A 16,616-nucleotide genomic window follows, 5' to 3' on the forward strand; every position below is an offset into this window, starting at 1 on the left:
AAAAAATATCGGGCTTTCGGCAGTCGCTTTTTGGCTGCAAAAATGCAGGCATCCAAAAGAGCTTCAACAATTGCCTCTATCCCTAGTGCGATTTTCAGATAAATTGTAACTTTAAGTTTAAAACTAAAAAAATGAAAAATCAACAAATTGCAATCATCGGAGCAAACCAAGATTTATGTAATCAAGATCTTTATGATTTCGTATATCAAGTAGGAAAAATACTTTCTAAATTTGACATAACTGTTTTAAATGGAGGAAAAGGTGGCGTTATGGAAGCTGTTTCAAAAGGAATTTTTGAAAATAAAAACAGAAAAGCAAAAATCGTCGGAATTTTACCAGAAAAAGATACAAGTCTTGGAAATAATTTTTTAGATATAACTATTTGTACAGGTTTAGGAGAAATGCGAAATTCTTTAATTGTAAGTTCTGCTGATTTTGTAATTGCTTTTGGAGGCGGTTCAGGAACTTTAATTGAACTTGGTTTTTGTGCAAAATACCAAAAGAAAACATTTTGTTATAAAACCGAAACTGGTTGGAGTAGTTATTTTTCAGAACATAATATTGATGAAAGAAATTCAGGTTTATTAGTTTGTTTTTCTAATATTGAAGAACTAGAATCTCTAATAAATTTAGAACTAAAAAAATCCTCTTAAGTTTAAACAAAAGAGGATTTTACATATTTTTTTTATAAAACTTATCCTTTTATTACATCTTCAAACATATAGAAAAACTCTTCAAATTTTTCCATATTTTCATTTAGAAACACCATTGTTTCTTGCCATGTTTTTTTATTGTGAATACAAACTTTGTCTTTCTGAATATAAATTCTTGAAATTTCTTTTCCATTTTCTAAAACATAACAATCTTCGAAAATTAATCCTTGAATATAATCTTCTTCCAAAATTTTCTTGAAAGATTCAAATTTCTCATAATAATGAATTCTCGATTCCAAATCTCTACATTCAATATCTAAAGCAACCATCGCAGATTTTCTATCAAAATAAAATTTGAATGCTACATCTTTAATTTTTGTATTGTATAAAATCCACTTTCTTGGAAATGATTTTCCAAATGAAGTCCAAAATTCTTGTTTTAATCTTCTTGATTCTTCTTTGCTGAACATATAATTGATTTTAAAAAGCGGGCAAATTTCTTAAAAATTATTCATTTTAAAAAACAAATTTATTTCCCTTCCACAACAGGTAAATCACTCGGAATTCCCCATTCGCTCCAAGAACCATCATAAACTGTAATATCTTCATAACCTAAAATCGTTGCTGCAAGAGCTAAAATGCAAGCAGTCACACCAGATCCACATGAAAAAATCAATTCATGAGTTTTAGAAATTCCTGCAAAAGCTTTTTCTAATTCTTCTTTAGAAACAATTTTTCCATCTTTAATAATTGAAGTAAAAGGAATATTTACAGAATTTGGAATATGTCCACCTCTTAAGCCTGGTCTTGGTTCTGGAGTTGTTCCACAGAAACGACCTTCAGGACGAGCATCACAAGTTGTAATCATTAATTCATCAATTGTATCTTTTACATATTTTTTATCACAAAAAGCATTATAATGATATTTCGCTTCAAAATTTCCTAAAGAATATTCCTTTTTCTCTATTTCTTCCACTTCTCCACCTGAATTTTTCCACGCTGGATAACCACCATCTAAAACAGCAATATTTTGAAATCCCATTGCCTTAAACATCCACCAAACTCTTGGAGAAGAAAAAATTCCAAGTTTATCATAAACAACAATAATACTATCTTGATTAATTCCAAGTTTTCTAACTTCTTCCTGAAAAACTTCAGGAGTTACCATCGTATGAGGCAAACCAGAAGAAGTATCTGAGAAATTATTTCCTAAATCAAAAAACCTGCTGCCTTTAATTTGCAAATTATCTTCTTCTACTCCTTTTGCATTAGGGTTTGAAATTGTTGCATTTAATAATATTAACTTGTCATTATTTAAGTTTTCTTTTAGCCAATCAACTGAGACAATTGGACTTGAAAAAAATGTATTTTCCATTGGTATATTTTTTTGATTGCTTTCTTTTAAAATTACAAAACAATAATCCTACTTTTTAGTCTTTAAAAAATATTTTTACTTACCCTATCAAATTATTTTTTAAAAATTATATTTGTTGAAAAATAAAGAGAACCTATTAGATTCACTATTTTTTAATTCAAATTCTTTTTTAAAGCTAATTATATGGTATTCTTTTAAAAGAATTCTAATTATTAAATACTATTTCTTTTATTTTTCGTTTAATAAACAAATACCTTTTACACGATAGTCATATATGAAGAAAATACTATTACTTCTTTGTCTTTATTCTACTTTTGCAACAGCGCAAACTGGAGGAGAAAATGTTTATCAATTTTTAAATATTACTACTTCTGCTAGACAAGCAGCTTTAGGAGGAGAAATTTATACATTAAGAGATGATGTAAATCAGGCACTTTGGAATCCTGCAACCATCAATGAGAAAATGCATAATAATATTGGAATTAATTACATCAATTATCTTGCTGGAATTTCATTTGGTTCTGCTTCATATGCTTATAAAGTGAATGATAAAATCGGAACTTTTCATGCTGGAGTGACCTATGTTGGATATGGTGAATTAATTGGTGCAGATGCGCAAGGAAATGAGACAGGAACTTTCAAAGCTAACGATTTTTCTGTATCTTTGGGATACGCATATCAGATACCAAATTCGCACTTTATTTTAGGTGCAAATCTAAAAATGATTAATTCAGTAATTGACAGTTATTCTTCGTTTGGACTTGCGACAGATTTAGGTATTTTATATCATAATCCAGACAAACAATATTCCTTTACTTTAGTAGTAAAAAACTTAGGAACTCAGATTACTAAATTCGATAATACAAAAGAAGATTTGCCACTTGAGATTGCTTTGAGTGCTGACTATCAACTAGAAAATGTTCCATTAAAATGGTATGTTACATTAGATAATCTTCAACAATGGCAAGTTGCTTATGAAAACCCTTCTAATGCAACAACAGATATTGAAGGAAACAGAACAGAAGAAGACATTACTTTCTTTGACAATGCTTTCAGACATTTAATTATTGGAGCAGAACTTTTTCCTCAAAAAGCATTCAATATTCGTGTTGGATATAATGTTCGAAGAGGAAAAGAATTAAGTCTAGCTGACTCAAGAACTTTTGCAGGAATTTCTGCAGGATTTGGACTGAAATTAAACCGTATAAAGTTTAGTTATGCGTTTACAAAGTACCATCCAGCAGATAATGCGAGTACTTTTAGTTTATTAATTAATTTAAATTAGAGGATTTGAGTATGGAGAGTAAAAAAATAACAATTGCAATAGATGGTTTTTCATCAACTGGAAAAAGTACCATCGCAAAAGAATTAGCTAAAAAATTAGGATATGTTTATGTAGATACAGGTGCAATGTATCGCGCAGTAACTTATTTTGCTATGATTAATGATTATGTTTCTGATGAAACATTAAATAAAGAAGGATTAATTGCTCAATTAAATAATATTAAACTGAAATTTGTCTTTAACCCTGATGCAGGTTTTTCTGAAATTCATCTAAATGGTGAAAATATTGAAAAACAAATCAGAGGGTTAGAAGTTTCTCAATTAGTAAGTAAGGTTGCCGCAATTACAGAAGTTCGTAAAGTTCTTGTAAGTCAACAACAAGAAATGGGGAAAGACAAAGGTGTAGTAATGGATGGAAGAGATATTGGAACTGTTGTTTTTCCAGATGCAGAACTAAAGTTATTTATGACAGCTTCTCCTGATAAAAGAGCAAAAAGGAGATATAAAGAACTTTTAGACAAAGGTGAAGATATTAAGTTTGAAGATGTATTAAAGAATGTTCAAACACGAGATCATATTGATACTACAAGAACAGATTCTCCATTAAAAAGAGCTGATGATGCTATCGAATTTGATAATTCTGATATGGGGTTAAAAGAACAATTTGAAAGAGTTTATAACATCACTCAAAGAACAATCCAAGGAATAAAATAAAAATCTAAATAAATTCACATTGAAAGAATCTCAATATTTTTAACGAAATATTGAGATTTTTTTATATTTCTCTTCACATTTTATCTATAAAAAAGGACTCAAAAGTCTTTTATATAATGCGTATTTGTTAAATTTATCAACTTAAAAACCTAACAAACATATATTTACATATTTAAATCTTTTTTCTTCTACTAGATATTCAAGCTTTTGCGTTAGATTTACCTGATTTTAAAACATAACAGGAAATCATCATGAAAAAAATTTTATTAACATTAGTTCTTATGCTAAATATCTGTTTTGCATTTGCACAAAGCCATATTGGTAAAGCAAAAGTTGTAAACGGATTAGAAGTATATGTCTTTATGGAACCTCTAAGAAGTTATGAAACTGTATTAACTTCAGACATTACTTCAAATATTAATGCAAAATCTCTAATTTCAAGTGGATTAAGCAATGAAAAACCTGACGAAAAAATGAGTCAGTATATCAACAATATCAAAAGACAAGCTTCAAAACAAGGAGCAGAAATTGACGCTGTTATTTATAGCGAGGGAAAAAGCGCTATAGGAATTAAATTTACTGAAGATAAAACAGATGAAAATTACCGCTTAGGAGAACTTCAAAAAGTAGACAATTTAGCAGTGTATTTTTTCTCTGAACCAATCAAAGAGTATGAAGAATTAAAAACAATCAAAGCTGGTTCTGGTTCAATGGCTTCATTGGGAACTGCTGGAATTGTAAACTCTTCAATAAAAGAAGATATTATTGACTTTGTAAGAAAAGCCAAACGTAAAACTAGAAAGAACAAGGCAGATTTTATCATCTATTCTGGTGGAAAAAGAGCTGTTGCTTGTAAATTCAAATCATAACTAAAAATCAACTTATCTTATTTTATTTTTGAGTGCCACTTTTATAAGTGGCATTTTTTTTGGATTTTATTTTGAAAAAAATCTATTACATTTGAAAAATACACTCTAAAATTTCACAAAATGAAAAAGACTATTCTTTTAATTTTTAGTATTCTATTTCTGGTTTCTTTTCAAAAGAAAGATACTTTACCTAATGGTTTTTCTTATGTCGATAATAAACTACCAACAATAATTACTGAAATTCGATACCATTCAAAAGATAATTTTGTTGGAAAAAAAATTGATGGCTATGAAAAATCTATCTGTATTCTTACAAATGAAGCTATTGCTGCTTTAGATAAAATTCAAAAGGAATTAATTACAAAAAATTTAGGATTAAAAATCTATGATGGTTATCGTCCGCAACAAGCTGTAAATGAATTCGTTCGTTGGGCAAGAGTTTTAAATGACACAATAATGAAACAAAAATATTATCCAAATGTCAAGAAGAAAAATCTTTTTAGAGATGGATATATCGCTTCAAAATCGGGACATTCTCGCGGAAGTACTGTGGATGTTACTTTAGTTAATTTTGAAACTGGTGAAGAGCTTGATATGGGAAGTCCTTGGGATTTTTTCGGTAAAGAATCATGGGTTAAGAACCCGAACTTAACTCCAAAACAAAAGAAAAATAGACAAACTTTACAAAAAATAATGAATAAACACGGATTTCGATCTTATAGTAAAGAATGGTGGCATTTTACATTAAAAAATGAACCTTATCCAAAAACATATTTTAATTTCCCTGTAAAATAAGTCAATTCATCTTGGCTTATTTTTTTGCTTTTATAAATATTTCATAAGGATATTCTTGGTAATTTTCCCAAAATTCCTTTCCATATTTTTTTATTCCTATTGGTGAAATTTTTGTTTTAATCCATTCAACAGAAGAAAATCCAACTTTTTTAAAAGCTTCTTCATATATTTTTGGAAATAAAAAACTATTTGTTATTTCAATTGTTTGCTCTTTTTCCACAAACATTTTCACAAAAACAGGTTTTCCATTTTCATATTCTGGAATCGTAATTTTTATTCCATAATTTTTATAAAAATCTTCTGAATATTTCTGATGATGAAAATTTGAACTACAGCCTACATAAAATCCATCTTTATTTAAACTTCGATAAATTGTTTCACAAAATTTCAAAACTTCTTCTTTTGTTTTCATGTGATTAAAAACAAAAGCAGAAATAACAATATCAAATTTTTCTTCGGATTTAAATTTAGATAGATCTTCAACTAAAAATTCTACATTTTCTAACTTTAATAATTTAGCTTTTTCATTAGCTACTTTTATCATTTCATCAGAAATATCAATTCCAACAATTCTTTTAGCACCAAGTTTTTGCAACAAAAATGAATAATAACCAGAACCACAACCTAAATCCAACAATGTTTTATTCTTTAATTCTCCAATTTCTTTTAAAAAAGTAAATTCTTCACCATATTTTCTTGTTGGAAGCTTGTGAGATAAATCATATGTTCTTGCCATTTTGTTGTAATCTTTCTCTAGCATAACATTTATTTTTAGGTTATTAAAAAGAATTTAAAATTATTCATCTTTTGATACTTAAATTTAATCCAAAAAAAAATCGTGAACAATAATTCACGATTTCTATTTTTTTAAACCCAAGATTTTGGATTTTTCAATATTTCTTCTAATTCTGCTTCTTTAGAACCTGTTTCTGGATGATAATCATATCTCCATTGTACTTTCGGCGGTAAACTCATCAAAATACTTTCAATTCGTCCATTTGTTTTTAATCCGAAAAGTGTTCCTCTATCGTGAACTAAATTAAATTCTACATAACGTCCTCTTCTGATTTCTTGCCAATCTCTTTGCTCTTTTGTATACTCAAAATTCTTTCTTTTTTCTACAATTGGAGCATAACATTCTAAGAAAGAATTCCCAATTTCAGTTACAAAATCAAATCTATCTTGTAATGAAAACTCTTCAGTTTCTTTTAAATAATCAAAGAAAAGTCCACCAATTCCTCTTGCTTCATTTCTGTGTGTATTCCAAAAATAATCATCACAAGCTTTTTTATATTTTGGATAAAAATCTTTATGATGTTTGTCACAAGCAGTTTTACAAACTTCATGAAAATGTTTTGCATCTTCTTCGAAAACGTAATATGGAGTTAAATCTTGACCTCCTCCAAACCAACAATCTTTTACATTTCCATTCTCATCATACATTTCAAAATAACGCCAATTTGCATGTACAGTAGGAACCATCGGATTTTTAGGATGAATAACTAAAGAAAGCCCACATGCGAAAAATTTTGCTTGTGCAACACCAAAATTCTTACGTAAAACTTCTGGTAATTCTCCATGAACATAAGAAATATTCACACCTCCTTTTTCAAAAACGTTTCCATTTTCAATTACACGAGTTCTTCCTCCTCCTCCTTCAGGACGATCCCAAAGATCTTGCTGAAAAGTAGCAACTCCATCTAAAGATTCAATTTTTTCACAAATTTGATCTTGTAAATTATGTATATATTCAAGAAATTTTTCTTTCAAACCTTTCGTTTTTTAATTTTCAGAAACAAAGATACAATTTGATTAATTAGTAAAAACATATTCTAAAATGTTTGCACCCATTTTTAAAGCTTTCAATCTAGTTTCATCGTCATCATTATGAATTTCTTTATCTTCCCAACCATCACTTAAATCCGATTCATAATCATAAAAACAAACCAATCTTCCATCGATAAAAAGTCCAAATCCTTGTGGTCTTTTTTTATCATGTTCATGAATTTTAGGAACTCCTTTTGAGAAATCAAATGTTTGGTGGTAAATTGGATGATTATATGGAATTTCCTTAAATTCTGCATCTGGAAATAATCTTTTCATTTCTCTTCGAATATATTTGTCCATTCCATAATTATCTGAAATATGTAAAAACCCTCCAGATTTCAAGTAATTTCGCATGTTTTCTAATGCATTTTCAGAGAAAATCACATTTCCATGCCCTGTCATAAACACAATTGGATAATTAAAAATCTCCACATTATCTGCTGAAACTGTCGCTGGATTTTTATCTATTTTTGTAGAAATATTTCTATTTGAAAATTGAATCAAATTCGGAATTGCTGTTGGATTTGCATACCAATCTCCTCCTCCTTCATATTTTAAAATTGCAACTTGTTGTGCTTCAGAAGTATTCCAATTTAAAAAGCTACTTAGAAACAGCAAAAAAGTGATGATTTTAATATTCATAGTTTCGTGTTTTATTTCGTAAAAATAAGATATTTTTTAAACCTTTTCAGAATCATATCTTCTTCTATTTTAACAGCAAATTCACTTTCAAAATTTTAATCAAGTATAATTTTTGCTATAAAAAAATTAATTTAATTTAAATAGTTGGTTATGAAATGTTTTATCATTGCATTGATTGGTTTTTTAACTTTTTCTAGTTGTTCAAAAGAAACAATTTTAAAAGTTGAAGCAAATCAAAACCTTTCGGAAAATCCATTTCGAAATTCCAACTCTACTAGTGCTCCTACACAAATTGAACTTGAAAATATTGTCTATTATGATGGATTTGGTCCTGAAAATATGACTTTAAAAGTTCAATTTCGTTTTAATCCTGTTGGTTATAGTGATTTTAATATTATTCACTATTTAATCATCTTCGGTAATGAAAATTATGATGTAAATACTGGTTCTGGTAAAATTTATAATGCTTTTCAAATAGAGCATGATGAAAACGCTGAAATTCAAGAACTTTTTTTAAGTCATTATGATGAGTTTGGCTTTCAACTTGATTTGGTAAAATGTAATGTATATATCCTTCCTATTACAGATGGAAATGGTATTTTGCCATATACTTGCTTTTACGATAACGTTCGACAAGTAAAAGATTATTTTCGATTTAACAATGCAAATTTAATTTCTGTTACAAATCCAAATAATTTAGAACCGCCAATAGTAATTCCTTGGAATCCACTTGAGCCGCCACAAACAACACCAGCAATCCCTTTAGATCCTGCTAAAAAGAAGAAAAAACATTGGTGGGATTGGATTCCTTGGGATGATTGGTTTCCTTGGTGGCCTTGGCAAGAACAAACAACCTAATATGTATAACAAAAAAATCCTGTTCAAAATTGGAACAGGATTTTTTTATCAAAAGAAAAATAAAATTATCTTCTTCTTTCTTTAATTCTTGCTTTCTTACCTGTAAGGTTTCTAAAGTAGAAGATACGAGCTCTACGTACTTTACCTCTTTTGTTAACTTCGATTTTCTCGATAGCTGGTAAGTTTACTGGGAAGATACGCTCTACTCCAACAGTTCCTGACATTTTACGAATAGTAAAAGTCTCAGTTAATCCTGTTCCTCTTCTTTGGATTACTACTCCTCTAAAGAACTGAGTACGAGTCTTAGATCCCTCTACAATTTTGTAATAAACAGTGATTGTATCACCTGCTGCAAACTCTGGTAATTCGTTTTTTGTAACAAATTCGTCTTGTACAAACTTTACTAAAGATTCCATTTTATATCTTTTATATATGGTTTAATAAAAATCAACATACACGGTTTTCGTCAGAGGTTAATTTTGAGTTGGCAAATTTATAAAAAAACTATATAAATTCACACACCTATCTGTTAAATATTTTTATTTAATGATTTTTTAATGTAAGAACTCATTTTCAAAGCATTACTGAATTGCATCTACAATTATTTGTTGAATTTTAGTACGAATATTCTCTTTTACTAAACCTCGATTTTTAGCATTAGGATAAATTCTGTTCGAAAGAAACACATAAATTAATTGTGTCTGTGGATCTGCCCAAACATAAGTTCCTGTAAATCCACTATGTCCAAAACTCGATTCTGAAACACAACCACAAGTAACTGAAATTGTAGAATCTAATTGTGGTTTATCAAATCCAACTCCTTTTCTTACACCATTTTTTTCGAAATATCGATGGTTAAATTTGTGAAATGTTTCTGGTGAAATGTATTGTTTTCCTCCATAATATCCTTCTTGAAGATACATTTGCATTATTTTCGCAATATCATTTGCATTCGCAAAAATCCCAGCATGTCCACCAATTCCGCCTTGCATTGCAGCTCCCATATCATGTACATAACCATGTACTAGAGTATTTCGATAATAATCGTCTATTTCTGTTGGAACAATTTCATCTTTTTTCATTCCAGCTTGAATCGGATTATAAGTTGTTCTATAAGCTCCTAATGGTTTATAAAAGTATTTTTTTGTCAAATAATTTAAATCTTTTCGATATTGTTCTTCAATGTATTTTTTAAATAAGAAATATGGTAAATCACTGTATTTATAACCAACTTTCTTTCGTTGATCTGCATCAATTACCCTTGAATAAATTGTGTCTTTATAATCATTTCTTAAATATAAATTCGGTGCAACTTTTACATTATATTTTCCTTTGCTATAAATTCTATAATATTTAGAGTCTGGCTTTTTAGTTTTAGAATTTAATGTTTTCACATAAAAAGGAATCCAAGCTTTCAACCTTCCATAATGCGACAAAACTTCTTTTACTGTTAAAGTATCTTTATTAGAATCTTTTAAAAAAGGCATAAATGTTCCTAATTCACTATCTAAAGAAAACTTTCCTTCTTCTTCCATTCGCATGACAATTGGCAAAGTAGCTAGAATTTTAGTTAGAGAAGCGACATCAAAAACATCTGTATTTTTAATCTTTTGTTTCTTTTTTGCCGTTTGAAAACCAAAACTTTTTTCATACACTACATTTCCGTCTTTTGCAACTAAGACTTGCATAGCTGGAGCCATTTTTTCATCTAAAACAATACTAGCAATGGAATCAATTTTAGATAAATATATTGAATTCATTCCAACAGTTTCAGGAGAAGCATAACCTAATCTTTCTAATCTTTTTGTTTTAATTCCTGTTCCAGCAGGAAAATCAGATAAAATAGAAACTGGTAATTTTCCTTTTGCTTGTAATGCTCCAAAAATAATTTGTGCAGAAACACTTTGTGCCATTTTACTATTTTGATAAGACACTAAAATACTTTCAATATTTGCAAACATTTTTAAATCCAATAAACTATAAGGACTTGTAAAAACATCTAGAATAACTTTCTTTTTTCTTGAAATTTCTTGAATCCAAACGATTTCTGGATTTGTTAATTTATAGCTTTTCCAAGGATGTGCATTTGACTTATGAAAACCTAAAATCACAACATCATATGCTTTTAATTTTTCTAGAACAACATCAACTGTTTTCCCTCTAATCACATCTACTTTTGCATATTTTTGAAGTGTTTCTACAAAAGTTTTATTTTCAGCATCTCCAAGTTTTACATAAGCAATCTTTTGTTGTTCTAAATTACGAATCGGAATTAGATTTTCTTCATTTTTAATGACAGTCATTGCATTTTCAATCAATTTCCTGTGCAAAACCTTATTTTCTTTCGTATGTAAATCTTCTATAATATTTGTTTCCTTAATTGGTTTAAAATGTTCTAATCCTGCCCAATATTTCGCTTCTAATATTTTTCTAACAGAATAATCTAAACGTTCTTCTGTAAGTGTTCCTTTTTCTAATGCTTTTTTAAATGTTTTTATCGTATTTGGAATATCTTGAGGAAATAACAAAATATCATTTCCTGCCAAAAAAGCATCATAATCCAATCTTCCTTTTTCAGAAAAATCTGCTGCTCCTTTCATGTTTAATGCATCTGTGATAATCAAACCTTCAAATCCCATTTTATTTTTTAAATAATCCGTCACAACATCTTTACTTAAAGAAGTTGGAATATTTGCATTTAATTGCATACTTGGAACACTTAAATGTGCCACCATTACGCTTGCAACATTATGATTAAAAAGTTGATAATATGGATATAATTCTACATTTTCTATTCTATTTTCATCAAATAAAACACTTGGCAATGTCTTATGAGAATCTGTAGAAGTATCTCCATGACCTGGGAAATGTTTCGCACATGCCAAAACATGTTCTTTTTGCATTCCTTCTGTAAAAGCAATTGCTTTTTCTGCAACATTAAATTTATTTTCACCAAAAGATCGATTTCCAATAATTGGATTATTAGGATTTGTATTTATATCTACAACAGGCGCAAAATTCATTGTAATTCCAACACGATTACAATGTTTTCCTACTTGTTCTCCAAATTGACGAATCAGCGTTGTATCTTGAATTGCTCCTAAAGTCATATTCCAAGGAAATTTATACGTATTATTTAAACGCATATTTAATCCCCATTCTCCATCAAAACCAATTAATAAAGGAATATTTGCAATTTTCTGATATTCATTTGTAAGTTTTACTTGACGAATTGGCTCTCCTTTCATGAAAATCAACCCACCAATTTTATATTTTTTTATTGTCTCTTTTAATTTTTTTTCTTCTTTTACATCTCCTGTTGAATAGGCAGGAATCATAAAAAGTTGACCAATTTTCTCTTCAATAGTTAATTTTTGCAAAACACTATCCACCCATTTCTGTTGTTTTTCCCAATCTTTAGTGATTAAAGGATTATTCTGTTGTGAAATCATATTTGTAACAAACAACATAAACAACAATAATGACAGTATTTTTTTCATAAGTATTTGGGTATATATTATTAAAACTTAAATAAATTTAGTGTTTCGGTTTCTAATCAGAAATTTATTTATTTTTTTGATTAAAAAGTTTAAAATTTTTCATAAAAAACGATCTGACAGGTTTCGTATTTTTTGTCTAATATACTTATTAAATACAGAAAAGACAAGGTATAATCACACCTTGTCTCTTCCATTTTTTTCAAATAAATTTATTCTAAGAAAAAAGAATAAGAAACGAATTAAGATACTTTTGATGGAATAAATCGTTGGTGCCAACTCTTTGACGCTTCGATTTCCCATTCTGTTTCAAATGCTTTTTTTGTTTGTACCATGTTGTTGAAAACTATTGTTTCAGAAGTAATTTTTCCTTCTTTTGCATAATTTTGAAAATCTGCTAAAGAAAGTAAATTGATATTTTCTCCAACTTTAAAAGTAATATTCATTTTATTCATTAAATCTACTTGGAAAGCTTGCTCAATTTGCTTCATTGCATTCACAGACGAATCGATAGAACAACCTGAAACATTATTAAAAGATTCATCTACAGCTAAAACAATAAATTGATTATATTTTATCGTATAACTTCCTTTTAAATCATCTCCATGACGAACCCATTTTGTAACAAATTCTTCTAATTTTGTTTCAATTTCAGAAATCTCAGCTTCTGTGAATTCTCTATTTGCTTGATAAATCCAAACTCTTGAAGAATCTGGCATTTCATTAAAATCTACAAACATATTCTTTCTTCTTTTTAACTTAATTTATTATTTAAAGCTCTTAATTTAATCGCTGTCAATATTTTCTTTGTATAAAGAGGGAAATCCGACTTTTGAATCCAAGAATAATATCCTTGATCTTTTTGTAAAACTTCCTCTACTTTCTGTCCTTTATATTTTCCAAAAGTGAAAATTTCTTCACCTTCTTTATCAAAAACGATAAATCCAGCAAAATCTGCTCTTTCACTATGCGTAGAAAATTTATTTAAGAACTTAACGTCATTTTCTAAATCTTCGTATTTTTCAATTTGAGCTTTTAAAATTTCATACGTTGCTAAAGTGTCTGCTTCAGCAGAATGTGCATTTTCTAATGTTTTATCACAATAGAATTCGTAAGCTGCACTTAAAGTTCTTTGTTCTTTTTTATGGTAAATTACTTGCACATCTACAGCAACACGATTTTTCATATCAAAATCAACATCTGCACGTAACATTTCTTCTGCCAAAAGTGGAATATCAAATCGATTTGAATTAAATCCAGCCAAATCACAATCTTTAATCATTGTGTTTACTTGTGGCGCTAATTCTTTAAAAGTTGGTTCATTTGCAACTTTTTCGTTTGTGATTCCGTGAATCTCTGTAGATTCTTTCGGGATTTTTACTTCTGGATTTACCAACCAAGTTTTGCTTTCTTTATTTCCGTTTGGATAAATTTTTAAAATAGAAATTTCAACAATTCTATCTTTTGCAATATTGATTCCTGTAGTTTCTAAATCAAAAAATATGATTGGTCTATGTAATTTAAGTTCCATAAATATTTTTCTAGTTTTTCAAATGTAAAAGTACAATAATTTAGACTAAATTTAATCAAAAATATGATGGAAACTATGAATATTCCATAAACTTCAGAAACTTTAGAACTTAATTTTTTTAAACTTAAAAAGCTAGCCCAATTAAGAACTAGCTTTCTAAAATATTTTGATTCTATTTCTAATTAAATTCTCTTTATTTAGAAATTAAAAGTGTTTTTGAAACTTTTTGATTTTTATCATTGATTAACTTTATGATATAAAATCCGTTATCATATTCGACTAAAGAAACTTGATTATTTTTTACTTTAAATTTCTCTAAAAATTGTCCTGTATAATTATACAATTCTATTTCTTTAATTCCGTTTGGAACCGTTAAGACATCACGAACTGGATTTGGATAATAAGTAAAATTTTCCAAAGAATTTTCTGTAATATCTAAACTACAATTATCCAAAATATCTTGCTTACTTTCACATCCATCATCATTATTTGAAATAGTTATCACTCCTCCAACACCATCATTTTCTAATAAATCACACAAAGCTGTACAAGTTGCTAAAACGGCATTATCTTGCATAAATAAATCTCCTGTAACTGTAGTGATATTATTTAATCCTTCTAAAGTTTCTAAATTCATATTTTCTTGAATAGAAAGATGTCCTCCAATAGAAGTAATATTTGATAAAGCAGTTACATCCGTCAAATTTGAATTGGTAAAAAATCGTAAGTTTCCGTTGATTTCTGTTAGATTTTCAAATCCTAAAATAGATTCTAAAGCGTCATTTCCTCCAAAATATAAATCACCTTCCACAGAATTTAAACCAGAAAAACCAGTAAGAGAAGTTAAAGTATTATTATTATCAATAATAACATTTGTTCCAACATAAATGATATTTTCCAAACCAGAAGTTCCTGTTAAAGAATGGTTGCTATCTAATTCTAAATAATCTCCTACAGAAATAATTTTAGATAAAATTGATAAATCAGAAATATCACTTTCTTGAATTTTTAAATATCCTGTGATTTTCGAGCAATTTGTTGTAAAATTATCTAATTCTGCTTGTGATGTAAACAAATAATTTCCATCGTTATTTGGAAAACCTGGACATTCTGCACATTTTTCCTCAATTGCTTCTTTAGAATCACAATCTTCTTCATTATTAGAAATTAAAATTGCACCTGAAACACCATTATTTTCAAACAAAGCACAAAAAGCTGTACAAGTTTCTAGAAAGAAATTATTTTGAACTTCTAGATTTCCTCCAATTGATGTAATCGATGAAAGTCCTTCTAAAGTTTCTAAAATAATATTCCCATTAATTTTTACATCATCTCCTACTGTTGTAACAGAAGAAAGAGCATCTAAAGAAATTAAACTTGCATTATCTAAAATTTCTAATTTATCTGCAATAGAAGTGATATTTTCAAATCCTGTAATATTTTCCAAACTTGCATTATCTGAAATCAATAATTTATCATCAATTGAATTTAAACCAGAAAAACCAGTTAAAGAAGTTAATAATTCATTATCATCGATATAAATTCCTTGTGAAATTGTAGTAACATTCTCCAAACCTGATGTGGTTATCAATAAGTCATTATTAAAAATTTCAACACCGCCTTCAATCTCTGTAATTTTAGTTAAAATGGATAAATCTGTAATATCACTTTCTTCCAAATTAGAAGCACCAATAATTAAATTTCCAGTGATTTTTGTACAGTTTGTGGTAAAAGCATCCAATTCTGCTTGTGAAGTAAAACGATAATTTCCATTATCAATAGGAAAACCTGGACAATTATCACATTCTGTTTCGATTGCTCCTTGACTTTCACAACCTGTTGCATTTCCAGATATAAAAATATTCCCTCCAATTCCATTTCCATCTAAAAGTTCACAAATTGCAGTACAACTTGTCAAAAGTGTATTATCTTGAATTAATAAATCTCCAGTAATTGTTGTGATATTTTCAAATCCAGCCAGTGAAGGAATTGCTATATTATCTTCAATATATAAATCTTCTCCAATAGTAGTAACATTTGAAAAAGCTTCGAAGGAAATTAAATTTGGATTATTAAAAACATCTATATCTCCACTAACGGATTGAACATTATCAAAACCTGAAACATTTTGCAAATTTGCATTATCATTAATTTGAAGTTTCCCTCCAATAGCAGTTAATCCTGAAAAACCAGATAATGAAGTCAACATATCGTTATCATCAATCAAAACACCATTAACAGATGTCAAATTTTCCAATCCATTTGTATTTGTTATCAAATCATTATCATATAATTCAATGTATTCTCCAACTGTAGTAATTTTAGATAAAATGGATAAATCTGTAATATTACTTCCATCTAAAACCAATCTTCCAGTAATTGTCGTACAATCTTCCGTAAAAGCATCTAATTGCGCTTGTGAAGTAAAAGTATAGTTTGGATCAGAACAGTTCTGCGAATTCACTGTTGTCAAACCAAAAATTAAAAAAAGAAAAAGTAAAGTTCGTCTCATATCATTGTCATTTTCATTAAAATCACATCTAAATTACTTAAATACAAATATTTAACCAA

Annotated in this window: 16 protein-coding genes; 6 read left to right on the plus strand and 10 right to left on the minus strand. The window is 28.3% G+C overall.

Annotated elements, in window-relative coordinates; translation table 11 throughout:
• Window positions 1-131 precede the first annotated feature (131 nt).
• A complete protein-coding gene (locus tag I1A51_RS04625) occupies window positions 132-653 on the plus strand; it encodes a TIGR00725 family protein (protein WP_196891567.1) in 522 nt (173 codons plus the stop codon).
• A 41-nt stretch (window positions 654-694) separates the two neighbouring features.
• Here the strand turns inward: I1A51_RS04625 and I1A51_RS04630 are convergent, their stop codons facing one another.
• Window positions 695-1,123, minus strand: a complete 429-nt coding sequence (locus I1A51_RS04630; protein ID WP_196891569.1) for a DUF4268 domain-containing protein — start codon at window positions 1,121-1,123, stop codon at window positions 695-697.
• Between the two features lie 59 nt (window positions 1,124-1,182).
• Window positions 1,183-2,028 (minus strand): sulfurtransferase, encoded by an 846-nt coding sequence (locus I1A51_RS04635; protein ID WP_196891571.1) that lies wholly within the window; start codon window positions 2,026-2,028, stop codon window positions 1,183-1,185.
• Between the two features lie 274 nt (window positions 2,029-2,302).
• Between I1A51_RS04635 and porQ the strand changes: the two genes are divergently transcribed.
• The 4 genes from porQ to I1A51_RS04655 all read left to right on the plus strand — a co-directional run bounded on the left by porQ (window position 2,303) and on the right by I1A51_RS04655 (window position 5,690).
• Window positions 2,303-3,313 (plus strand): type IX secretion system protein PorQ, encoded by a 1,011-nt coding sequence (gene porQ / locus I1A51_RS04640; RefSeq protein WP_196891572.1) that lies wholly within the window; start codon window positions 2,303-2,305, stop codon window positions 3,311-3,313.
• An 11-nt stretch (window positions 3,314-3,324) separates the two neighbouring features.
• Window positions 3,325-4,026: a (d)CMP kinase gene (gene cmk / locus I1A51_RS04645; protein WP_196891574.1), complete on the plus strand. Its 702-nt coding sequence runs from the start codon at window positions 3,325-3,327 to the stop codon at window positions 4,024-4,026.
• A gap of 251 nt (window positions 4,027-4,277) precedes the next feature.
• A complete protein-coding gene (locus tag I1A51_RS04650) occupies window positions 4,278-4,895 on the plus strand; it encodes a hypothetical protein (RefSeq protein WP_196891576.1) in 618 nt (205 codons plus the stop codon).
• 120 nt (window positions 4,896-5,015) lie between these two features.
• Entirely contained in the window at window positions 5,016-5,690 is a 675-nt protein-coding gene (locus I1A51_RS04655; protein ID WP_196891578.1) for a M15 family metallopeptidase, read from the plus strand.
• A gap of 16 nt (window positions 5,691-5,706) precedes the next feature.
• Here the strand turns inward: I1A51_RS04655 and I1A51_RS04660 are convergent, their stop codons facing one another.
• The 3 genes from I1A51_RS04660 to I1A51_RS04670 all read right to left on the minus strand — a co-directional run bounded on the left by I1A51_RS04660 (window position 5,707) and on the right by I1A51_RS04670 (window position 8,153).
• Entirely contained in the window at window positions 5,707-6,450 is a 744-nt protein-coding gene (locus I1A51_RS04660; protein ID WP_196891579.1) for a class I SAM-dependent methyltransferase, read from the minus strand.
• Between the two features lie 107 nt (window positions 6,451-6,557).
• A complete protein-coding gene (hemF, locus tag I1A51_RS04665) occupies window positions 6,558-7,460 on the minus strand; it encodes an oxygen-dependent coproporphyrinogen oxidase (protein WP_196891581.1) in 903 nt (300 codons plus the stop codon).
• A gap of 42 nt (window positions 7,461-7,502) precedes the next feature.
• Window positions 7,503-8,153, minus strand: a complete 651-nt coding sequence (locus I1A51_RS04670) for a DUF4159 domain-containing protein (RefSeq protein WP_394369295.1) — start codon at window positions 8,151-8,153, stop codon at window positions 7,503-7,505.
• A gap of 156 nt (window positions 8,154-8,309) precedes the next feature.
• Between I1A51_RS04670 and I1A51_RS04675 the strand changes: the two genes are divergently transcribed.
• Window positions 8,310-9,017, plus strand: coding sequence for a hypothetical protein (locus I1A51_RS04675; RefSeq protein ID WP_196891584.1), 708 nt, complete (start codon window positions 8,310-8,312; stop codon window positions 9,015-9,017).
• A 65-nt stretch (window positions 9,018-9,082) separates the two neighbouring features.
• On the opposite strand, the gene rplS is transcribed toward I1A51_RS04675, so the two are convergent.
• The 5 genes from rplS to I1A51_RS04700 form a co-directional block, all read right to left on the minus strand.
• Window positions 9,083-9,433, minus strand: a complete 351-nt coding sequence (gene rplS, locus I1A51_RS04680) for a 50S ribosomal protein L19 (protein ID WP_196891585.1) — start codon at window positions 9,431-9,433, stop codon at window positions 9,083-9,085.
• A gap of 165 nt (window positions 9,434-9,598) precedes the next feature.
• Complete coding sequence (locus tag I1A51_RS04685) at window positions 9,599-12,517, minus strand: glycoside hydrolase family 3 N-terminal domain-containing protein (RefSeq protein WP_196891587.1); 2,919 nt, start codon at window positions 12,515-12,517, stop codon at window positions 9,599-9,601.
• Between the two features lie 239 nt (window positions 12,518-12,756).
• Complete coding sequence (locus I1A51_RS04690; RefSeq protein WP_196891589.1) at window positions 12,757-13,254, minus strand: ABC transporter ATPase; 498 nt, start codon at window positions 13,252-13,254, stop codon at window positions 12,757-12,759.
• 14 nt (window positions 13,255-13,268) lie between these two features.
• Complete coding sequence (locus I1A51_RS04695; RefSeq protein WP_196891590.1) at window positions 13,269-14,045, minus strand: 3'-5' exonuclease; 777 nt, start codon at window positions 14,043-14,045, stop codon at window positions 13,269-13,271.
• Window positions 14,046-14,238: 193 nt separating this feature from the next.
• A complete protein-coding gene (locus I1A51_RS04700; protein ID WP_196891592.1) occupies window positions 14,239-16,557 on the minus strand; it encodes a T9SS type A sorting domain-containing protein in 2,319 nt (772 codons plus the stop codon).
• Window positions 16,558-16,616: the final 59 nt, after the last annotated feature.

Source organism: Aureivirga marina (genome assembly GCF_015767265.1).
In the GTDB taxonomy this organism is placed as follows: domain Bacteria; phylum Bacteroidota; class Bacteroidia; order Flavobacteriales; family Flavobacteriaceae; genus Aureivirga; species Aureivirga marina.